This is a genomic window from Sphingobium sp. Ant17 (assembly GCF_000588875.1).
Taxonomy (GTDB): domain Bacteria; phylum Pseudomonadota; class Alphaproteobacteria; order Sphingomonadales; family Sphingomonadaceae; genus Sphingobium.
Window position 1 is genome coordinate 13,379 of the sequence record NZ_JEMV01000050.1, and the last position, 20,014, is coordinate 33,392.

Annotated in this window: 16 protein-coding genes and 6 pseudogenes; 9 read left to right on the top strand and 13 right to left on the bottom strand. The window is 61.6% G+C overall.

Annotation, left to right across the window (positions count from 1 at the left end):
• Nucleotides 1–75: 75 nt before the first annotated feature.
• The 4 genes and pseudogenes from BF95_RS18380 to BF95_RS31180 all read right to left on the bottom strand — a co-directional run bounded on the left by BF95_RS18380 (nucleotide 76) and on the right by BF95_RS31180 (nucleotide 2,880).
• Nucleotides 76–1,184, bottom strand: a pseudogene (locus BF95_RS18380) (S-(hydroxymethyl)glutathione dehydrogenase/class III alcohol dehydrogenase).
• 215 nt (nucleotides 1,185–1,399) lie between these two features.
• Nucleotides 1,400–1,690 (bottom strand): metal/formaldehyde-sensitive transcriptional repressor, encoded by a 291-nt coding sequence (locus BF95_RS18385; protein ID WP_043153273.1) that lies wholly within the window; start codon nucleotides 1,688–1,690, stop codon nucleotides 1,400–1,402.
• A 202-nt stretch (nucleotides 1,691–1,892) separates the two neighbouring features.
• Nucleotides 1,893–2,567 (bottom strand): zinc-dependent alcohol dehydrogenase family protein, encoded by a 675-nt coding sequence (locus BF95_RS18390; protein WP_235209852.1) that lies wholly within the window; start codon nucleotides 2,565–2,567, stop codon nucleotides 1,893–1,895.
• A gap of 82 nt (nucleotides 2,568–2,649) precedes the next feature.
• Nucleotides 2,650–2,880 (bottom strand): hypothetical protein, encoded by a 231-nt coding sequence (locus tag BF95_RS31180; RefSeq protein WP_235209853.1) that lies wholly within the window; start codon nucleotides 2,878–2,880, stop codon nucleotides 2,650–2,652.
• Between the two features lie 96 nt (nucleotides 2,881–2,976).
• On the opposite strand from BF95_RS31180, the gene BF95_RS18395 reads away from it, so the two are divergent.
• Together BF95_RS18395 and BF95_RS18400 are read left to right on the top strand one after the other, a co-directional pair.
• Complete coding sequence (locus BF95_RS18395) at nucleotides 2,977–3,597, top strand: TetR/AcrR family transcriptional regulator (protein WP_043153276.1); 621 nt, start codon at nucleotides 2,977–2,979, stop codon at nucleotides 3,595–3,597.
• A 75-nt stretch (nucleotides 3,598–3,672) separates the two neighbouring features.
• Nucleotides 3,673–4,242: pseudogene (locus BF95_RS18400) on the top strand (aldo/keto reductase); the annotation flags it as partial.
• Between the two features lie 34 nt (nucleotides 4,243–4,276).
• Here the strand turns inward: BF95_RS18400 and BF95_RS18405 are convergent.
• From BF95_RS18405 to BF95_RS18415, 3 genes and pseudogenes are all read right to left on the bottom strand, one after another.
• Nucleotides 4,277–7,254 (bottom strand): annotated as a pseudogene (locus BF95_RS18405) (Tn3 family transposase).
• Nucleotides 7,255–7,258: 4 nt separating this feature from the next.
• Nucleotides 7,259–7,843: a recombinase family protein gene (locus BF95_RS18410; protein WP_043153279.1), complete on the bottom strand. Its 585-nt coding sequence runs from the start codon at nucleotides 7,841–7,843 to the stop codon at nucleotides 7,259–7,261.
• A gap of 335 nt (nucleotides 7,844–8,178) precedes the next feature.
• On the bottom strand, nucleotides 8,179–8,874 hold the full coding sequence (locus tag BF95_RS18415; protein WP_051520104.1) for an MFS transporter: 696 nt from the start codon (nucleotides 8,872–8,874) through the stop codon (nucleotides 8,179–8,181).
• A 23-nt stretch (nucleotides 8,875–8,897) separates the two neighbouring features.
• On the opposite strand from BF95_RS18415, the gene BF95_RS18420 reads away from it, so the two are divergent.
• Both BF95_RS18420 and BF95_RS18425 read left to right on the top strand, forming a co-directional pair.
• On the top strand, nucleotides 8,898–9,737 hold the full coding sequence (locus tag BF95_RS18420; RefSeq protein WP_051520105.1) for a hypothetical protein: 840 nt from the start codon (nucleotides 8,898–8,900) through the stop codon (nucleotides 9,735–9,737).
• Nucleotides 9,738–9,749: 12 nt separating this feature from the next.
• Nucleotides 9,750–10,721, top strand: a complete 972-nt coding sequence (locus BF95_RS18425) for an ExeA family protein (protein ID WP_043153280.1) — start codon at nucleotides 9,750–9,752, stop codon at nucleotides 10,719–10,721.
• Nucleotides 10,722–11,001: 280 nt separating this feature from the next.
• Here BF95_RS18425 and BF95_RS25715 read toward each other — a convergent pair whose 3' ends face one another.
• Nucleotides 11,002–11,217, bottom strand: coding sequence for a hypothetical protein (locus BF95_RS25715; protein WP_051520106.1), 216 nt, complete (start codon nucleotides 11,215–11,217; stop codon nucleotides 11,002–11,004).
• Between the two features lie 66 nt (nucleotides 11,218–11,283).
• Here BF95_RS25715 and BF95_RS28110 point away from each other — a divergent pair, with 66 nt between their 5' ends.
• A complete protein-coding gene (locus BF95_RS28110; RefSeq protein ID WP_162472460.1) occupies nucleotides 11,284–11,448 on the top strand; it encodes a hypothetical protein in 165 nt (54 codons plus the stop codon).
• Here BF95_RS28110 and BF95_RS27515 read toward each other — a convergent pair.
• From BF95_RS27515 to BF95_RS18450, 5 genes and pseudogenes are all read right to left on the bottom strand, one after another.
• A pseudogene (locus BF95_RS27515) lies at nucleotides 11,414–11,599 on the bottom strand (IS3 family transposase); the annotation flags it as partial. The gene BF95_RS28110 and the pseudogene BF95_RS27515 overlap by 35 nt on opposite strands.
• Nucleotides 11,600–11,615: 16 nt before the next feature.
• On the bottom strand, nucleotides 11,616–12,674 hold the full coding sequence (locus BF95_RS18435; RefSeq protein ID WP_043153283.1) for an IS110 family transposase: 1,059 nt from the start codon (nucleotides 12,672–12,674) through the stop codon (nucleotides 11,616–11,618).
• 195 nt (nucleotides 12,675–12,869) lie between these two features.
• Nucleotides 12,870–13,574: pseudogene (locus BF95_RS18440) on the bottom strand (IS3 family transposase); the annotation flags it as partial.
• Nucleotides 13,575–14,933, bottom strand: a complete 1,359-nt coding sequence (locus BF95_RS18445; protein WP_043153287.1) for an IS110 family transposase — start codon at nucleotides 14,931–14,933, stop codon at nucleotides 13,575–13,577.
• A 227-nt stretch (nucleotides 14,934–15,160) separates the two neighbouring features.
• Nucleotides 15,161–15,397, bottom strand: a pseudogene (locus tag BF95_RS18450) (transposase); the annotation flags it as partial.
• A gap of 125 nt (nucleotides 15,398–15,522) precedes the next feature.
• Here BF95_RS18450 and BF95_RS18455 point away from each other — a divergent pair.
• From BF95_RS18455 to BF95_RS18470, 4 genes are all read left to right on the top strand, one after another.
• A complete protein-coding gene (locus BF95_RS18455) occupies nucleotides 15,523–16,266 on the top strand; it encodes a MerR family transcriptional regulator (protein ID WP_043153289.1) in 744 nt (247 codons plus the stop codon).
• A 304-nt stretch (nucleotides 16,267–16,570) separates the two neighbouring features.
• Nucleotides 16,571–17,872 (top strand): cytochrome P450, encoded by a 1,302-nt coding sequence (locus tag BF95_RS18460; RefSeq protein ID WP_043153291.1) that lies wholly within the window; start codon nucleotides 16,571–16,573, stop codon nucleotides 17,870–17,872.
• 146 nt (nucleotides 17,873–18,018) lie between these two features.
• Nucleotides 18,019–19,452 (top strand): aldehyde dehydrogenase family protein, encoded by a 1,434-nt coding sequence (locus tag BF95_RS18465; protein WP_043153310.1) that lies wholly within the window; start codon nucleotides 18,019–18,021, stop codon nucleotides 19,450–19,452.
• Between the two features lie 63 nt (nucleotides 19,453–19,515).
• Nucleotides 19,516–20,014 (top strand): TonB-dependent receptor plug domain-containing protein (locus BF95_RS18470; protein WP_152542809.1); only part of this gene is annotated, 499 nt, incomplete at its 3' end.

Here is a 20,014-nt window from a genome sequence, read left to right on the forward strand (position 1 = left end):
ATCATGGCCGGGGTCGGGCCATGATGAAGGCTGGCTTGTCGATCCGAGCGCCTGGCGCCGCTTCGGATCGGCGGGTCAGTAGTGAATGACCGTGCGGATCGACTTGCTTCGTGCATAAGTTCGAACGCCTCGTTGATCTCCTCCAAACCCATGGTGTGGGTCACGAACGGGGCCAGATCGATATCGCCTCTCATGGCGTCCTCGACCATGCCGGGGAGCTGTGTCCGTCCCTTGACGCCGCCGAAAGCGGACCCCTTCCAGACGCGGCCCGTAACGAGCTGGAATGGACGGGTGGAGATTTCTTCGCCCGCGCCGGCAACGCCAATCACGATCGACTGACCCCAGCCACGGTGCGCTGATTCAAGAGCGGCGCGCATGACATTGACGTTGCCGATGCACTCGAAGGTATGATCGATGCCCCATCCCGTCATCTCGATCAGCACTTGCTGGATGGGCTTGTCATGGTCCTTGGGGTTGATACACTCGGTCGCACCGAACTGGCGTGCCAGCTCGAACTTGGACGGATTGGTGTCGATGGCGATGATGCGACCCGCCTTCGCCTGGCGCGCACCCTGAATCGCCGCGAGGCCGATGCCGCCCAAGCCGAACACGGCGACCGAGTCTCCGGGCTGGACCTTGGCGGTATTGTGGACTGCGCCGATGCCGGTCGTGACGCCGCAGCCCAGCAGACAGACATGTTCGGGGTTAGCCTCGGGATTGATCTTGGCGAGCGAAACTTCGGCGACGACAGTATATTCACTGAAGGTTGAACAGCCCATGTAATGATAAAGGGGCTGGCCATTGTACGAAAAGCGGGTGGTGCCATCGGGCATCAAACCCTTGCCCTGCGTTTCGCGGACAGCGACGCACAGGTTGGTCTTGCCCGACACGCAGAAATCGCACTTGCCGCACTCGGCTGTGTAGAGCGGAATCACGTGATCGCCCGGCCTGACGCTGGTGACGCCCTCACCGACCTCGACAACGATGCCCGCGCCCTCGTGGCCTAGAACCACCGGGAAAACGCCCTCCGGATCACTGCCCGCCAGCGTGTACGCATCGGTGTGGCACACACCGGTGTGCGTCACCCGGATGAGCACTTCACCCTTCCGGGGTGGGGCGACATCGATTTCGACGATTTCGAGTGGCTTGCCCGGCTCGAAGGCTACAGCGGCGCGAGATTTCATGTTGGGATACCCTCGTTGATGGAAACTGATTGCCGGTGCGAGGCCGTTGCGCCATCGCAAATTCGTCGACGTTCTCATACTGTCAGGGAGTATCTTTGTCATACTCCCTGCCAGTATACAAGAGGTGTCCTACCGAGGATCTCAAACCAGAGAAGGCAGCAGGGGCTGGCTTCTAAGTGCGAGAGAACACGGGCAAGAAAATGAGCCTGAAATCGTCATTTAAGATAAGTACGCAGAATCTTCATTACGCCCTCCACGCCGTCATCGTGATCGCCACCCTCGCTTTTGAGGGCCGGATCTGCGCCGGAACCGAATGTTTCCCTGAGGTGACTCTCCATCACTTCCGCCATCAGCCCGTTTGTCGCGCCACGCATGGCGACAATTTGCTGCAGCAGGGGAGCGCAATCGGCCCCGGCTTCGATCGCGCGTTCCAGAGCGTCCGCCTGGCCCTTGATACGCCGCAAGCGTGTGATGGCTCGCTTTTTGTCCTCTGATGAATGTGGCATCGCGTTTTCCCGAGAAATCGCTTCAGCATACCATACAGGGGGGGAGTTTCAATCCTGCACTGAGACGGGCGTTTCTCTCATCGGGCGAGGTTCCGGTCATGCTCTCAAGCCTGCGCCGCAAGCAACCACGGCATGGGCTGAGGGTCCGATCATGTGTCGGGGAAGGGGGGGGAGCCATCGCTCGCTCCCCCAGAATTGCCGGTCAGACCGTAACGACGACCTTGCCGATCTGGTCGTTTGATTCGAGGAAGCGGTGCGCGTCTTGGATGGCGTCGAGCGGGAAGGTGCGCGCGATCTGCGGCTTTAGTGCGCCCGATTCCAGTCCCGCCACGATGAACGCCTTGGCGCGATCGAGGGCGGCATCGTCGGAGACGATCTCGCTGTAGAGATAACCCTTGAGCGTTAGGCTCTTGCCCAGAACGGAGAACAAAGGGAACGGCGTCGGTTCACCGCTGAGCGCGCCATATTCGAGCAGGATGCCGCCGCGTGCCATGCTCGCGGTCAACGGCTCGAACGACGGGCCTCCGACCGGGTCGAGCACCACGCGCGCACCTGCACCATCGGTTATCTCCATCACCCTCGCTACCAGATCCTCTTGCTCGGTCGCCACGACATGATGTGCACCGGCATCAAGCAGGGCCTGGCGCTTGGCGCCGGTACGCGTCGTCGCGATTACCGTCGCGCCGACCACCCGCGCAATCTGGAAGGCAGCAAGGCCGACGCTGCTGGAAGCAGCGGTGACGATGACGAAATCGCCCTTGCCGAGCTTCGCCTGCTCAACCAGCGCACCCCAGGCGGTGACATACTGCATCCACACGGCCGCCGCTTCCTCGAACGACAGCGCCGCTGGATGCTTGACGACGAGGCGGGCGGGCACGTTGGCGACCTCGCCATAGGTGCCCCAGCGCGCGATATCGAGCGGGGGGATGACGCTGACGCTTCGCCTTCCGCAAACCCGGTCACGTCCGCGCCCACCGTAAGGACGGTGCCGGCGGCTCGTAGCCGAGGCGGCTCGGGAACTCCGCTTCCTGAAGGTAGGCATGCTTGCGGAACATCACCTCGGCACGGTTTATGCCTATCGCCTTGACCGCGATCTGCACCTCGTCGGCCGCGGGCGCGGGCACTGCCAAATCTTCAATCTTGAGGACACTGGCGTCGCCATATTCGTGGATTCGAACGATGCGGCTCATGGGACATTCCTTGATTATTGAACGATCGTTCTGTATCGAGGTCAGCGACGAGGTTCAAGCTATTATTTATCGATCATTCCATATCAGGCGTCAGACATGACAGAGACGAAAGCACGTCGCGGCGCAGGTCGCCCTCGCGCGTTCGACACTAACGCAGCGCTCGACAAGGCGGTACGGCTGTTCTGGCAGCGCGGCTACGAGGCGACTTCGATGGCCGATCTGGTGGCGGAGACTGGCGTCGCCGCCGCCAGTCTCTATGCGGCGTTTGGCAACAAGGCGGGGCTGTTCGCGGCGGTGATCGAGCGCTATGCCGCCACGTTCAGCGTCCACCTCTATGCCCCCATCAACGACCCGGCGTTGTCCACCTTCGAGGCCGTCAAAGGCCTGCTAGAGCGAGCGGCGTCATCGTTCTCGGAGCCTGGAACGCCGGCTGGCTGCTTCATGTATTCGGCAGCGGCAGCCGTGTCGCCGGCGTCCGCCGCCATCGAATGCCTGCTGCGCGACAAGCGTATCGCGGCGGAGGCCCTCCTGATCGAGCGTCTGCATCGCGGCGCCGCGCAGGGCGAGCTTGCGGCCGATGCCGATCCGGCCGTCCTAGGCAAATTCATCAATACGGTCATGGAAGGCATGTCCGTTCAAGCGCGCGACGGCGCTACGATTAACGAACTGCTCTCCATCGCCAAAATGGCACTCGATAGATGGCCGGCCGCAATATGATCGTTACATGGTCGTCATCTGCCAATCCGCCTCCCGCGACCGAACAGTCGAACTCATCTCATAGGACGAAAGCACATGAAACACGTGACATTGCCCGGCGGGGAAGTGGTTCCTTCAATGGGTCAAGGCACCTGGAAGATGGGTGAGCGTGCCGAGCGGCGATCCGATGAAATCGCTGCGCTGCGCGCCGGTGTCGAGTTGGGCATGACGCTCGTCGATACCGCTGAAATGTACGGCGATGGTGCGGCGGAAACGCTGATCTGCGAAGCGCTTGGCGACCGTCGCGACCAGTTATTCCTCGTCAGCAAGGCGTATCCACAGAACGCATCGCGCTCCCGCCTTGCCAGTGCGTGCGAGGCGAGCCTGAAGCGGCTCGGCACCGATCGGCTCGACCTCTACCTGCTCCACTGGCGGGGATCAGTGCCGCTCGCTGAGACGATAGAGGCAATGGAGTCGCTAAAATCAGCGGGGAAAATTAGGCATTGGGGTGTCAGCAACCTCGATACCGACGATATGGACGAGCTTGTCGCTGCCGGCGGGGATGGCTGCGTGACCGATCAGATCCTCTACAATCTCGTCCGTCGAGGCCCTGAGTTGGACCTGTTGCCGTGGCTCGCCCAGCACAAAGTGCCAGTGATGGCGTATAGGGGTCGGTACATAGAACGGACCCAGATATACGCTAAGGTTTCGCCGGACCTTCGACGGCGTGCATCTGGCGAAGCGGCCTGAGGGCGGACGATGGCGCATCGGGGTCGGTCCAAAGATAATCGCCGGTGAGGTTGATGTGCTGCCATCCGAGCGGCGAAAGGTGTTGCAACAGGTCCGGCGGGACCGACCGGCCGAGACTGGCAAGATGCATGCGGGCGGCTTGCAGGTAGGTCGTGTTCCACAGGACGATAGCACCGGCGACGAGGTTGAGCGCGCTCGCCCGATGGGTCTGGGCTTGCAGGGCGTGATCACGGATGCGGCCGATCCGGTGGAAGAAGATGGCGCGTTTCAGAGCATTTTCGGCCTCACCCTTGTTGAGTTCGCGGGTTGCGCGGCGCCGCTGTTCGGGCTGCTCGATCCAGTCGAGTGTAAACAGGGTGCGCTCGACGCGGCCGATCTCGCGCAGTGCCAAGGCCAGGCCATTGGCCCGTGGATAGGAGCCGAGCCGTTCCAGCATGATCGATGCACTCACGACGCCGGTGCGGATCGAGGTGCCCAAGCGCAGCACGTCGTCCCAGTGTGCGGCGATCAGGGCCTCGTCGATCCTGCCCGCGACCAGCGGCGCGATATCTGGGCCAGGTTCGATTCCGTTGAACAGGTGAAGCCGGCGCGCGGCGATGTTAGGGATGCGCGGCGCGAACCGGAATCCAAGTAGATGGCATAGCGCAAACACATGGTCGGAAACGCGCCCACCATCGACGTGATGCTCCTCAATGTGCAGATCGGCACCATGATGGAGCAGCCCGTCCAGCACCTGCGCCGCCTCGCTTGCGGATGCGGAGATGACGGTGGAATGAAACGGCGCGTAGCGATCCGAGACATGGCTGTAGAAGGAGACAGCAGGCTCCGCCCCCTTGTGCGGATTGACTGCGCCGGTCGCCTGAGCACGGCGATCAAGCAGGAAGTTCTGACCGTCCGAACTGGACGAGGTCCCGGACCCAAACAGGGCGGCGAGCGGCGCGGTGTGCTGGGCATTGACCAACCGGGCGAGAGCCCTACCGTAGGTTTCCTCGCGTAAATGCCATGAGGCGAGCCAACTGAGTTGGCGTTGGGTCACGAGATCGCAGGCTTCTGCCATGCGCTTATGGCCAAGATTGGTCGCATCGGCGAGCACCGCCGTCAGGATAGCGCGGGGTTCATCGGCAACCCGACCGCTTTGCAGATGCGTGAAGCACTGGCTGAAACCGGTCCATCGATCGACTTCAGCAAGGAGATCGGTGATGCGGATCGCGGGCAGATGGGCGTAGAGCGGCGCAAGGGCGCTATCCGCTTCATCCGGCGTGACCGCCTTCAACGGCGAAATCCGCAGCTTGCCAAGGCTGAGTTGTACGTCTTCCAGCGCGTCCGTCTCCGCCTTCCGCTCGACCTCTGCCAATCTCCGGGCGAGACGGGTACGCCGTTCGTCCAGCCAGGCACTGGCCGTATCGGGTGCCGGGATCGGCAAAGGGCCGGCTGCGCGCATGGTGGCAAATACCGGACTTGGAATAAGCTGTTGCTCGACGGCACGATAGCGTCTGCTTCCCTCGACCCACATGTCGCCGGCACGAAGCCTGTCACGAAGCTCGACCAGGACGCAAAATTCATAAACTCTGCGATCGGGAATGCCGGGGCCGATCGCGCGACGCCAGGCCTGCCGAATGAAGGCAACTGGTGTATCCGGCGGCAGTTTTTTCAGGCGACCTAGATGAAGGTCGCGCATGATAGCGACTGCTCGCGCGAGCGTATGGCAGGCCGGGACCGCTCCGAACGTGAACGAGGCGATGAACAAGGGACCGACCTGTCGGAGAACGGGGTAGTTGGTTGCGGCGACGGTAACGGGATCGACGGCATCGGGGCGGATCAGCTTGCGGGCTTCATCGACTTCACGGCCAAGATCATCCCATCCAACTACGGCCTCGACCGCGGCGCCGATGTCGCCGCCCGACACCTTGGCAGCGAGCAGGGCATCGCCGAGCCGGGCAAGTAGCCGGATCTTACCGTTGATGTTGCGCCGGTCGCGCTTGAGCGCTGTGTCTGCGCTGTTCTGCTCGCGCCGAAACATCTGACCCAGCAGGCGGTCGAACATCAGCACCGCATCGTCGGTGAGCGTGACGATGGTTTCGAGTACGGTTGCCGCCAGCGTCGCACGGCGCCGCGATGCTTGCAGCGTTCGGACATGTTGCGCCGTCAGCCGAGCCCCTTCCTGACAGAGGCGTCGCAGGCGTTCAGGATGTATGCCTGCCGCGATATCGGGATCGATCCCAATATCGCGCAGCAGAGCTAGCCGCCGGATGATGACGGCGAACGTCTTGCGACCGGGCTTGCCGGGCGGCTGCCGCACCCATCCGAGGCCGCTGAGGTTCGTGCCGGCGTGAGGCAGAAGAAGGGCATCAAGCAGACGGCGTTGCCCAGTCTCCAGCCCTCGGGTCAGATGCTCGGCGACATGGCGCTCGGCGTCGAGCAGCGCCTGCGCAACCATCCGTTCGACCGAACTGATGCCAGGTACGATGATGCGCCGTCGTCGGCGCTCGCCTAGTAGCGACCGTGCCAGCCCAGCCCCGCTGGTCGTCGTCAGCGCAATCGGCAGCAGCCATTCCTGCAACGCCGCTCGCAATGGCCGGCTGAACTGTGTGAACCCAAAGCCCTCGCGCAGCGCATCGAGCTGTTCGTACCGGGTCGGGCCGCGCGTCGCATAATCGGCCAGCACCTCGGGCGCGATCTGCAATTGCTCGGCGACGAACGCGAGCGCGTATCGGGGATCAATTCGCCCGGGCGCAGCAAACGGCCGGGATAGCGCAGCGCGCATAGCTGGATCGCGAAACCCAGACGATTATGCGGTCGCCTGCGGCGCACGATGATAGCCAGGTCATCCTCACTCAACGTCCAGTGCTGAACGAGCGTGGTTTCATCATCGGGAAGTGCGAGCAACGCCATGCGTTGCTCGTCCGACAGCACGGCGCGACGAGGCATTGGGTTAGGCTTTGGCGGGCGGCGCCCAACCGATCCGGGCAAGAGTGCCAATCAAGGTCGAACGCGGCACCTTGAAGGTGCGACAGACGGATGCCTTGCTTGCTCCGCCATCAAGCGCGGCAGTAATCCGTTCAAGGGTCTCAGTGTCGATCATGGGAGGCCGTCCACCCTGGCGCCCTCGACGCTTTGCAGCCGCCAGTCCCGCCATCACCCGCTCGCGCGTCAGCGCGCGCTCATATTGCGCCAGCGCGCCGAACAGCGAAAATAGCAGTTCGCTGTGCGGCGTGTTCGTATCCATCTGCTCAGTCAGCGAACGGAACGCGATGCCACGCGCCTTCAGGTCAGTGACGATCGCCAGCAAATGCGGCAACGATCGCCCAAGCCGATCGAGTTTCCACACGATCAGCGTATCGCCCGCACTCAGATAATCGAGGCAGTCCTTCAGGCCCGGTCGATCGTCGCGTGCTCCCGATGCCTTATCAGTATGCAAATTACGCGGATCGACACCCGCCGCGACCAGAGCGTCGCGCTGAAGATCGACAGTTTGGCGATCATCGGCCGATGACACCCGCATATATCCGACCAGCATGTACGACAAACCCTCAAAACCACTTTGTCGTACACTACATCAAAGCGACAGGGTTTGTCGACTATTCAGGCGCAGGATTGCCGACCAAAGCCGAGGGATCACCCAAGGGTGTCCGAAAACATGTGTTTTCCGACAGGTCAGACCCCGCAGGTCGCGCAACTCGCGCGCCATTGGTCAGGCCGGAGGAATGGCCGAATCCGGGGACCTGCCTGCCGGACAGCTTTCAGGGTCAGAATGATCGATAGCCACCGGTGCGCAATGGCGAAACCGCCGGGTCTTGACGCTCAGTTCGTGACGAACCGCTAGCATCCCATATCATGGCCGTGCCTCTGTCCTTAGTTGGTGGTGATTGTTGGTACGGCTGCCAGCAGCACGATGAGAATGCTCATGAACACGATGAAGGCGAGCCAGAAATTGCGCCTCTCCAGCAACTGGAGTTTGATGAATGGAAGGTGGTGGAACCACTCGCTGATCAGGAAAGTCGCGAACAGAGCGGCACCGCTGATGAGGGCGGCGGCGATGGCGGGCGAGTGAAGCCAGTCCAGGCGCTCGCCTTCCAGCAAGCCGATGGCCAACAGCGCCAGTCCCAGCGGCCCGGTCGCGAACCCGAGCCAATCGATCTCACGAAAGCGCTCGGTGCGCACCGGGTCCTGCGGCAGGCCCCACCAAACCGCCCAGAGAGCGAGCAGGCCGGCCGGGATGATCTGCCAATAGACCAGACGCCAGTCGCCGAGATCATCCACCCAGGCGGACGCAAGCCAGGTGGCGAGGTTGGGCGCGAAGGTTGCCGTCAGCGAGTACAGGCCGAGCCCGTGCAGCTTGATGGAAGGGGGCAGGAAGCGCAGCGCTGCGGTCATCAGCAGCGGGGTCATTGCTCCGCCCAGCAGGCCTTGCAGCGCGCGGAGCGTCAGCAGCGAGCCGTAATCCGGCGCGAGCGGGAGCAGCATGCCAAGGGCCAGGAATCCAGCTACCAAGCCGAGGTGGAAGCGGCGGAACGAGAGGGTGACCGCGAACCAGGCAGCGATCGGCATCGCCGCAAGTTCGGCCGCGGTATATGCCGGCAGGCTCGGACGGCGCGCGCACGACCGCGCGCGCCAAGGGCAAGGTCGAGCGCCCGTTCCGGACCGTGAAGGAGGCGCACGAGACGCTCTACCACCATCACCAGCCCGACACCGAAGCGGAGGCGAACGCGTGGCTCGTCCGCTTCGTCGACCGCGAGAATGCCCGCGATCATCGGACCGAACCGCACGCGCGCATCAATGACTGGCTGGAGAACCAGCCCGAGGGCGGGGTGCGCGCGATGTGCGAGTGGGAACGGTTCTGCTCCTTCGCGCGCGAGCCCGAGCGGCGCACGGTCGGGCTGGACGCGCGCGTATCTGTCGCGGGCGTCACCTACGAACTCGATCCCGAGCTCGCCGGCGAGACGGTCGTGCTGTGGTGGGGGCTTTTCGACGCTGAGCTGTTCGCCGAACTCGGCGACGAGCGTTACGGCCCCTTCGATCCGGTTGGTGGACCAGTGCCGATCCACCGCTACCGCAAGCACCGGAAGACCCGCCGCGACGTGCGCCAGGATCGCGTCACCGAGCTTGCGGCCCGCATCACCATCCCGCGTTCCGCCCTGTCCGGCGAACTCGACCTGGTCGCGCGCGAGCCGCAGCGCGCCGCGGTCATCACGCGGCCGTTCGCCGGTCCCGACCGGTTCGAGGAGCTGGCGTTCGCGACGCCGTTGAAGGCGCGCGCGTCGATCGCGGACGAGCTGCGGGTGCCGCTCGGCAAGCTCGCTGCGGACGACCTCGACTTCATCGCCGACCTCCTCGGCCGAACGCTGATCCGCGCCGAGGTGATGACGGCCATACGAGAACGGTTCCCGCCGGGTCGCGCCCATGCGGGTTGAGGAGCTTTATCCATGCTGACCGAAGTCATGCGCCACTACCGGCTCGCCCGTCCGCCCGTCGATGCCGGCTTCTACGAGACCGAGCATCACAAGCAGATCGTTCACGACCTGCGCGCGACCATCATGGCCGGCCGACTGATCGCGCTCACCGCGGTGATCGGCTCGGGCAAGTCGCTCCTGGTGCGCCGTCTGCGCGAGGCGCTCGAGCGCGAGAACCGCGTCATCGTGTCTCGCGCGCTCAGCCTGGAGAAGGCTAAGATCACGGTGCCGCTGCTCGTATCGGCGCTGTTCTACGATCTCAGCCCGGACAAGCTCCCCACCATCTCGCGCCAGGCTGAGCGCCGCGAGCGCGACCTCCAGGAGCTGTTTCGCAAGGCCAAGAAGCCGGTCGCGCTATTCGTCGATGACGCGCACGACCTCCACGCTAATACGCTGAAGGCGCTCAAGCGCCTGGTCGAGCTCGTCCAGGAAGCTGGCGGGCAGCTCTCCGTCGTCATGCTGGGCTACCCGCGGCTCAAGAACGACCTACGTCGCCCCACCATGGAGGAGGTAGGTGATCGCACGACGCTGTTCGAATTCGGAGGGCTGCGCGACCGTCAGCGCGACTTCATCGACTGGGTACTTCGCGCCTCGCTCGAGGAGGGCGTCGAGCCCGAGGAGGTGATCACCGACGAAGCGGCGACCCTGCTCGCCGCGCGGCTGAAAACGCCGCTCCAGCTCAGCCGCTACCTCGTCCGCGCGTTCGAGGCCGGGTTCGGAATCGGTGCCAAGCCGATCGACGGGACCATCGTCGATGGCGTGCTGTCGCGCCGCCTCGACGACATCGAGCCCGAGCTGAACCGGCACGGCTACGACGTGAAGGCGCTGTGCGACCAGTTCGACGCCAAGCCCGCCGAGATCCGCAAGCTCATGCGGGGCGAGCTGGAAGGTGCTCGCGCGACCGAGCTCACCGACGAGATGCGCGTCGCCGGATTGCCGATCTGAACGTCTCACTTAATGCGCGCCGGTCGATCGCCTTCTCGCGTCCGTCTCACACAGAGCGCGCTCGTTCTCAAACAGCGTGGCTTCAGACCGACCTACAATTTCACGGAGCGTGCGTCAGAACGAGCCTATAATCTCGCGCCGAGCCGATCATCATTGCAGGCCGTCACAGATAGGTCCAACCGAGTACTGGTTCGACAGAGGGAACAGCACGCGATCGTGCCTTGGTCGCGGATCCCATCAGATCAGACCAGCCGTGACCATGTGCAAGGGCTGACTCGTCTCACCCGCCTGACGCCAGTGCGCCGAGAAACTTGCCCATCAAATCCGCGACCCGCCGTTGGCGCAGTATCCGCAGATCCCGCACCTCCTCGTTGTTGCCGGCATCAGCGTCGTTATCCTCAAAGCGCGCGACAGCGACCGGCCCATCCCGACGATATGATTGGTCGGGATCGTCGTGAACGAAGCGCGTCTTCAGCTTCGCGAGCGCCTCCTGCACCGCATCGGCATGCGGCCCCGCTAAGGCGTCCTTGAAAGCGCCGATCGCCGCATCGAGCCCGCCCGGATGATGCTCAAGGCAATAGACGAGATCGTGGGCGTCTTTCCGCGCGTTGCGGTGATCGAAGGCGAAGGCCTTGAGGCAGGTGAAGCTGACGATTGGACTTGTAACGGTTTTGTGCCGGTCACCTATCTCATTATGCCACCTTGGCTTCGAACGCGAGCGGGCTGATGCCGCCCAGATATGAATGGCGACGACGGGTGTTGTAGAACCCGTTGATGTACTGAAAAATGGCGGCTTCTGCCTGACGCCGCGTTGGCCAGCTCTGCCGCCAGATGAGTTCGGCCTTCAGGGATTTGAAGAAGGTCTCGACGGACGCATTGAGGCTCCTATATTTGTCAAGCGCTGGTCGGAGGTGCTTTTGGCCGACATAGGTGGGTAAAGATTTCGCGGACGATGTATCGCTTGAGGCAGCGTATAATCTCCCGGTTGCTCTTTCCCTCCATTTTCCGTTTGCTGACATAGGCAAGTGTCGGCGGATGGTTGCGCATCCGAACGATTGCGACCCGATATAGCGCGGCATTGGCTTGCCGGTTTCCGCCACGGTTGAGTCGGAAGCGGTTGGTTTTGCCACTTGATGCGGGGATGGGACACACGCCGCAGAGTTTTGCGAGTGCCGCTTCGGAGCGGATCCTGGTGGGATCGTCGCCGAGCAGTATTAGCATTTCTGCAGCCGTCATCGTCGCGATCCCGTGGGATGCCAGCAATGTCGGCGCGCGGGCCGCTACCAGTTGTTCGAGCGCCTTGTCGTGCGACTGAATTTCTTCGTGTAGAGCCAGCCAGCGTTGCGCCAAGGCCCGCAAGGCGGTTTTGGCCGATGCGATCGTCGAGGTCATTGCGCCGGGCCTGAGTGCAGCAATATATCGGATCAGTGCGATTTTTCCGCTTATCTGATCGAGCGTGTCGCGCAGCGCCGCAGGTGCGTTGATGATCAGGGTTTTCAGGGTCACCATGGCCTGCGACCGGCATTTGACTGCTGTGTCGCGTGCGATTTTGAGATGCCGGATCATCTCGACGGATCCCGTTTGCGTTTTGGGTTGGGCGATCGCCTGTCCGCCCAGCACCGAGCGTGCGGCGCCTTCAGCGTCGAGGCTATCGCTTTTGCCATGCTGATAGCGCAACTGTCGATTAGGTCTGGTGACCTCGATGACTTTATGGCCCTGGGCCAGAAGATGGCGAGACAGCCCGGCTCCGTATGATCCAGTCCCCTCGATGCCAAAGGCTGTGATGGTGCCCAAGGCACATGCCCAGTCTTCGAGCGTTTTATAGCCCTTGGTTGTCGCTGGAGCCGAAAATGCCGTCAATCGGCTGCCATTGTTATCGATTGCCACGGCAACATGGATAGATTTATGGGTATCGACACCGATGATGACACCGCTGATGTTAGTATTGGTCATGTCCTGTCCTTCTCTGAACGGTGCCCGGACACCGTTCAGAGAAGGACAGGACTGTGAAGGGGCGAACCCGTCAGGCTCCTATCAAGTCACATCTCGCCCGTTGCCAGGGCGACTTGATGGCCGACACGTCAACGCAATGACACGGGATCAATCGTAGCATGGGTCAGATCATCAAGCCGCAGCAACATAATCACAGTCGTAGCAATTTCCCTTGCCGCTCATCGATGGACGCAGGCCATAGGCCTGCAGCTTTTTCTGATAGTCGTAAGAGCAATATTGGCTGCCGCGATCCGAATGGAAAAGGCAGCCCTTGGGAGGCTGGCGCAGGCGCACCGCCATATCCAGCGCCCTGATCGCCAAGTCTTTCTTCATCCTGTCGCTGACTGCCCAGCCTACGACGCGACGGCTATGCAGGTCCAGTATAACGGCGAGGTAGAGCCAGCCCTCGGATGTCCAGATATAGGTGATGTCGCCGGCCCATTTACGGTTGGGCGCATCTGCGGCGAAGTCGCCGTCCAGCCAGTTCGCTGCGACCCCCAGGCGATGGTGGCTATCGGTCGTGACCTTGTGCTTGCGCGTGCGGGCTGGCTTGATCCCGTTAATCTTCATCAGCCGCCCGACCCGGCGCTCGCCAACGTCGAGCCCAACCTCTTTGAGTTCCATGGTCATCCTCGGACGACCATAGCTACCGAGGCTGAGGCTGTACTGTTCCCTGATATGGGCCAGCACTTTCATATCCGTCCGCTCCCGCCGATTGATCGGGCGCGAGCGCCAGGAACGATAGCCGCGTTCACTGACATCCATGACACGGCAGAGCAGTTCAACGGGCCACCGGTGTCGCCAGCTATGCACAAATGCGAACTTCACGGCCTTTGGCTCGCGAAGAACTGCGTGGCCTTCCTAAGAAACACTCATCTCAGGTTCGGTCGGCACCTCCTGAAGGGAGAAGCCGAATGCCTTGGCACGACGCCTGAGATTTCCGATGACGCGGCTACGATAGCGCTCCTCATATTGGGTCGCGCCGAGATCATGATATGCCATGCCGTGGCGCAAGCTATTGTAGAACAGGACGGCGATTTTGCGTGCGGTTGCGGTGACCGCTTTTGCTTTTCCAGCGCGCGCCGACAGCCTCCGGTAAAAGGCGCCCAATGCGGTGTCGCTGCGACCAATGGTAGTTGCGGCCAGGCGCAGGAGTGCTGCAGCCCGGCTCGAAGATCGTCGAGTTTTCGACGACAGCAGCTTGCCGCCCGATATCTTGTTGCCCGGTGCCAGGCACAGCCAGGCCGTAAAATGCTTTGAACTGGGCCATGCGGCAAGATCGGTGCCGCACTCGCCGACGAGCTTGAGCGCGAGCGAGGGGCCGATTCCGTGGATCTGCGTCAGGTCCACGCCCAGCACGCGATAGAGCGATGACCGGACCTCGAAGTCAGGCGTGTTCACCTGTCGCCTTTTGGTTCGGACTTTTGGGAGATGGCGAACATCATATCCCTCGTGGATTTCGAGCGCCTTGAGTGCGGCCTCAAGCTTTCGATCACATTCGAGAACTTTGGTTTGGTAGAAGTCGAACAGGGCCAGGGACTGGCCGAGCGCGAAGATATGCTCGTCCCGCCAGTTCCCCGATAATGCCGCACAAATGGTCTCAATAGTCGCATGACAGCGGACGTCGCGCATTTGCGCCAGCGTGTTGGGTGTACGTTCCCCGCTCACAATGGCCCTGATGATCCGCATACCCGTCACGCCGGTGATGTCGGAGACGACGTGATGGAGTTGCACATTCATTTCCATCAGCGCCTTCTGCATGTGCTGAATATGCGAGGCGGCATATTCGATCAGCCGCTCGCGCTGCCGCAGATAGGCACGCATGGTCGCCACGCCCGCCTCGGGACGGAAACTCCCCCGCAGCAGCCCGTAGCTATGAAGGCGTTGCAACCAGGCAGCATCGCTGACGTCGGTTTTGCGCCCCGGTACATTCTTGGCATATCGCGCATTGACCAGGATCACCTCAAAGCCATGTGCTTCGAGTACTTCATAGGCTGGGATCCAGTAAACACCGGTCGATTCCATCGCGATAGTGGTGACGCCATATGTTTTGAACCAGCAGGCCATATCATGGAGATCGCCGGTGAATGTACCAAACGCTCGTACCGGATTATCATCGGCGTTCGGATTTATGGCCGCCATATGCATGGTCGACCCGATGTCGATGGCAGCGGCGCGTGGATTGACCATCGACAACGCGCCGGATTTTGATCGTTCCATTCCAAGTCCTCCTTTAAAGCAGGAGGGTATGGGCGATGCTAAACGTCATCTTCCTAACCGGGATCGCCGCAAAACGGCGTCACCACTCTCAAGTACGCAAACACCCACGGGCCACGTTTTTTAACGGGGTATCATGCCTCCAATAAGCCATCGGCCGCGACCCTCCCGACCGCACCATAGCACGACCCGTTTCTACCGCGCACAGGCGGGCCCAGCCGGCGACGGTTTTTTAGCACTTCCCTCTCCTCCCGCAGCACACGGTTCTCAAGACGAAGGCGTTCATTCTCACGCGCCAGATCTGCCTGCGGCGCTGCCACCAGGTCAGATGGCCGATACTGTGACACCCATTTGCCCAGCGTCGACTTCCCTATCCCCAAATCCGATGCAACCCTGTCGCGGGGTAACCCGCTGGTCAGTGCAATCCGCACCGCCTCCTGCTTGAACTCTTCTGTGTGCTTGATCATCTCGTCGGTCTCCTGTTGCGAGCTCTAATCGCTCAGGTGACCGGCGCAAATCCGTTACAAGTCCAGTTGCGTATAGCGAAACATACTGGCTTGCGGGGCCCGGTGCGTCATGCTGTATCAGGCCCATGAAAATGCGCGAACTGGAGGATCGGACCGGAGTCCATCGGGAAACGATCCGTGTCCTTCTGCGCGAAGGCTTGATCCCTGAACCTGCGCGCCCGCGCAAGACCGTCGCCGATTATGGCGAGGAGCATGTACAGGCTATTCTGGCGGTACGGCGGCTTCAGCGCGAAAACAGGCTGACGCTGGCGCAGATCAAGGCGCTCATCAGCGGGGAAGGGACCGACGGGCGGGTCGAAGCGAGCGCCTTCGACCAGCTGGAGCAACTTGTTGCGCATCGTGTGGGAGTGGATGGTCCGCCGGTGATGATCGCGTCGCTGCTGGACCGTTATCCGCACGCTGCGGAGGATGCGCGCACGCTGGCACGGATTGGCATCCTCGACATCATCAAGACGGAGCAGGGCGACGCACTGAGCATCACCTGCGCCCAATTAATACGCATTTGGGGCGACATGCGCAAAGCGGGGTTCGACCAGCGGCTGGATTATACGCCCGAAATATTGGGATTTTACACCAAGGCGGCGGATTTCGTCGGGCGTTGGGAAGCGTCGACCTTTATGGAGCGTGTCGAAGGGCATATCGACGTCGATGAGGCCGCGACCATGGTGGAACATGCGTTGCCGCTGATGCTCGATTTTTTCGGCCTGTTGCGCCAGCGCGCCTTTTTTCACCATGTCGATGCGATTCGCGCGGGGGCGGAAGCGGATATCCCCAATGATATGATCATGCCGCCGACGACGCGCCCCTAAGGCTGATCCGCATGCGCAGAGCGGACCGGCATGGCAGTTGATCGCGGTCCGCCATTTTTGCGAAACCATCCCTTCGGTCCGTGTTGCTGACCCTATTCAATCTTTGAGCCGCCATTCATTTTCGAGGACGGCAGATGCTCGATTAACGCTGGAATTACGCGGAAAGCCAGCATTTTCAGCCATAAAGAGCATGAATGGTCGGACCGATATTAGCGATTGACGAATCTCTCCTTCTGAAGTTACGTAGTGATTGTACGCAACAATCAAATCGCCACCAGGCAGCGTATCAGGAGAGGGTAGTTTCATGGCGACTTCGCTGGATGCCGACGTGCGTCCCATCATCCCCGACGACATAGCCCGGATCGTCATAGCGCCCAAAAGCTATACCGATGACGCGACCATTTATGGCGCGTTCAAATGGCTGCGCGACAATATGCCGCTGGGGATCGCGCAGGTGCCGGGCTACGATCCGATCTGGGTCGTCACCAAACATGCCGACATCAAGGAAGTGGAGCGCAACGGCAAGCTGTTCCACAATGCCGATCATAATCCCATATTGGTCGATCAGGCATCGGACGCTTTCACGCGTGACATAAATGGCGGCTCGATCCGCATCTTGTCGTCGCTGACCTATATGGACCCGCCCGAACATGCGTCCTACCGCACGCTGACGTCCAACTGGTTCCTGCCCGGCAAGATCAGCAAGCTGGAGGAACAGATCCGCGTTCTGGCACGCCAGTCGGTCGACAATATGCTGAGTTTCGACGGGGAATGCGATTTCGTCCGCGACTTCGCCCTCCACTATCCGCTGCGCGTCATCATGACCCTGTTCGGCGTGCCGCCTGAAGACGAACCGCGTATGCTCAAGCTGACGCAGGAGTTTTTCGGCGTCCATGATCCCGAAGAGCAGCGGCCGGAAATGGCGACCGACCCGGTGGTGGCGGCCAAGCAATGGGCTGCTTCGATCGAGGATTTCTATACCTATTTCGACAAGCTGAGCGCCGATCGTCGTGAACGGCCGACCGACGATCTTCTCTCGCTGATCGCCAATTCGCGCATCAATGGCGCGCCGATCCCGCGCGACGAAGCAAACGGCTATTATGTCGCCATTGCCACAGCCGGGCATGACACCACGTCATCGTCCACGGCAGGCGGCCTGCATGGCATGATGCTTTATCCCGACAACTGGGCGAAGGTTAAGGCTGACCCTTCGCTCGTCGCCGGCCTGGTGGATGAAGCGATCCGTTGGACCAGCCCGGTCAAGCATTTCATGCGCAACGCGACGGCCGATACGGTGGTGCGCGGCATGGACATACGGGCGATGGAGCGGTTGATGATCTGCTACCCGTCCGGCAATCGCGACGAGGCGGTGTTCGCCGACGCGGACAAGTTCGACATCACCCGATCGCCCAACCCGCATATCGCCTTTGGTTTTGGCCCGCATATGTGCCTGGGCCAGCATCTGGCCAAGCTGGAGATGCGGATCCTGTTCGAGGAATTGCTGCCGCATCTCAAATCGGTGGAGATGGCGGGCGAACCGCGCATGGTCGAAACCAATTTCGTGGGCGGTTACAAGGCTTTGCCGATCCGCTTCACCAAAAACTGAACCTTCTCCCCCTGGGCCGCGCCTTAAAAGGCGGGCGCGGCTCTTTCTTTTCACGCCCGGAGATTCTTTCCATGAACGCACCGACTACCATTGCCGCCGGACTGCATGGCGAAACGGGATTCGAAGTTCGCCTGCCCGCGCAAAAGATGTTGATCGGCGGGGCGTGGGAGGATGCCGGAGACGGTCGCACCATCGCGGTGGAGGATCCCGCGACGGGCCAGATATTTGCGAGCGTTCCGGCGGGAACGGCGGCCGATGTGGACCGGGCGGTGACCAGCGCGCGCGCTGCGTTCGAATCTGCGGCTTGGAGCCGGATGCGCCCGCTCGATCGCGGCAAGATTATTGAAGCGATCGCCCGCAAGATCGAGGATAATGCCCAGGAACTGGCGCTGCTCGAAAGCTATGACAATGGCAAGGCGGTGCACCATGCCCTGGCGGTGGATGTGCCTGCGGCCGTCGATATCTTCCGCTACATGGCAGGCTGGGCTTCGAAAATCTATGGTCAGGTGAACCCGATTTCGGGCGATGGCCGCCAATATCACAGCTATTCGGTGCGCGAACCGATCGGCGTGGTGGGGCAGATCGTGCCGTGGAATTATCCGCTGGCCATGGCCGCGTGGAAGATCGCGTCGGCGCTGGCGGCGGGTTGCGCCATCGTCCTCAAGCCGTCCGAAGTCACGCCGCTGACCGCTCTGCGCCTCGCTGAACTGGCGCTGGAGGCGGGGTTGCCCGAAGGCGTGCTGAACATCGTCACTGGCTATGGTCATGAAGCCGGGCAGGCGCTGGTCGAACATGCCGGCATCGACAAGATCGCCTTCACCGGGTCGACCCGCGTGGGCAAGCAGATCGTCCAGACCTGCGCGAAGGATCTCAAGCGGGTTACGCTGGAACTGGGCGGCAAATCGCCCTCGCTGATCTTTGCCGATGCGGACATCGACAAGGCGGCGATAGGCGCGGCGCTCGCCATCTTCTTCAACAGCGGGCAGGTCTGCCTCGCGGCCTCGCGCCTCTATGTCGAACGGTCGGTGTTCGACAAGGTGGTCGATGGCGTGGCGCAAGTCGCCAAGACGTTCAAGCTGGGCCATGGGCGTGATCCCGACACGATGCTGGGGCCGCTGGTGTCGAAGGTGCAGCAGGGCCGGGTGCTCGACTATATCGCACAGGGCCGCGCGAGCGGCGCGGAACTGGTGACAGGTGGCGGCACGGGCGATCGGGAAGGTTATTTCGTCGAGCCGACCATCTTTGCCAATCCCGATGCGGATGCCAGCATCGTGCGGGAGGAGATTTTCGGCCCGGTGCTGGTCGCGACGCCGTTCGACGATGTGAATGATGTGGTCCGGCAAGCCAACGACACCCGCTATGGCCTGGCCGCCAACATCTGGACCCGCGACCTGTCGCGCGCGCATCTGACCGCGCGCAAATTGCAGGCCGGAACGGTGTGGATCAACACTCACGGCATGAACGATCCCTCGGCACCCTTTGGCGGAGTCAAGGAATCGGGCTGGGGTCGCGAAGTCGGTGAAGAAGGCGTCCTGCATTACACGGAAACCAAGACGGTTACCGCGCTGCTGGAGGAGTGAGCGCCGCACACCCGTGAACGAAGAAAAGCAAATAATAATTAAATCAAACAAATAGGGGATGTTATGAAGAACAGTATCGGATTTTTTTTGTGTTCTACAAGCATTGGCTGTCTCGCCATAGCGCTACCTGCAAGCGCGCAACAATCGCCGTCAACAACGGGATCTGCGGCCCAGACAGCCGATATTGTGGTGACCGCGAACAAGCGTGAGCAAAATCTCAATGATGTCGGGCTGTCAATAACGGCGATATCGGGCGACGCGCTTGCACAGCGCAAGGTTTCATCGCTTGAAGATATTGCGTCTATCATACCCGGCCTGTCCTACTCGGCCAGCACGACCAATACGCCCATTTATACGTTGCGCGGCGTGGGCTTTAACGAAAGCTCGCTGGGCGTTTATCCTGCGGTCAGTGTCTATATCGATCAGGCACCCTTGCCTTTCCCGGTATTGGCCAGTCATTCGGCCTATGATCTTGAACGCATCGAGGTGCTGAAAGGGCCGCAAGGTACGCTTTTCGGGCAGAATTCCACAGGCGGTGCGATCAACTATATCGCCGCAAAGC

What these genes read in the sequence shown, in the direction of transcription:
- BF95_RS18385 (WP_043153273.1), bottom strand. Translation starts at nt 1,690, where the DNA reads ATGCCACATTCATCAGAGGACAAAAAGCGAGCCATCACACGCTTGCGG.
- BF95_RS31180 (WP_235209853.1), bottom strand. Translation starts at nt 2,880, where the DNA reads ATGAGCCGCATCGTTCGAATCCACGAATATGGCGACGCCAGTGTCCTC.
- BF95_RS18395 (WP_043153276.1), top strand. Translation starts at nt 2,977, where the DNA reads ATGACAGAGACGAAAGCACGTCGCGGCGCAGGTCGCCCTCGCGCGTTC.
- BF95_RS18410 (WP_043153279.1), bottom strand. Translation starts at nt 7,843, where the DNA reads ATGCTGGTCGGATATATGCGGGTGTCATCGGCCGATGATCGCCAAACT.
- BF95_RS18415 (WP_051520104.1), bottom strand. Translation starts at nt 8,874, where the DNA reads ATGCCGATCGCTGCCTGGTTCGCGGTCACCCTCTCGTTCCGCCGCTTC.
- BF95_RS18420 (WP_051520105.1), top strand. Translation starts at nt 8,898, where the DNA reads ATGCCGGCAGGCTCGGACGGCGCGCGCACGACCGCGCGCGCCAAGGGC.
- BF95_RS18425 (WP_043153280.1), top strand. Translation starts at nt 9,750, where the DNA reads ATGCTGACCGAAGTCATGCGCCACTACCGGCTCGCCCGTCCGCCCGTC.
- BF95_RS28110 (WP_162472460.1), top strand. Translation starts at nt 11,284, where the DNA reads ATGATGCTCAAGGCAATAGACGAGATCGTGGGCGTCTTTCCGCGCGTT.
- BF95_RS18435 (WP_043153283.1), bottom strand. Translation starts at nt 12,674, where the DNA reads ATGACCAATACTAACATCAGCGGTGTCATCATCGGTGTCGATACCCAT.
- BF95_RS18445 (WP_043153287.1), bottom strand. Translation starts at nt 14,933, where the DNA reads ATGGAACGATCAAAATCCGGCGCGTTGTCGATGGTCAATCCACGCGCC.
- BF95_RS18455 (WP_043153289.1), top strand. Translation starts at nt 15,523, where the DNA reads ATGAAAATGCGCGAACTGGAGGATCGGACCGGAGTCCATCGGGAAACG.
- BF95_RS18460 (WP_043153291.1), top strand. Translation starts at nt 16,571, where the DNA reads ATGGCGACTTCGCTGGATGCCGACGTGCGTCCCATCATCCCCGACGAC.
- BF95_RS18465 (WP_043153310.1), top strand. Translation starts at nt 18,019, where the DNA reads ATGTTGATCGGCGGGGCGTGGGAGGATGCCGGAGACGGTCGCACCATC.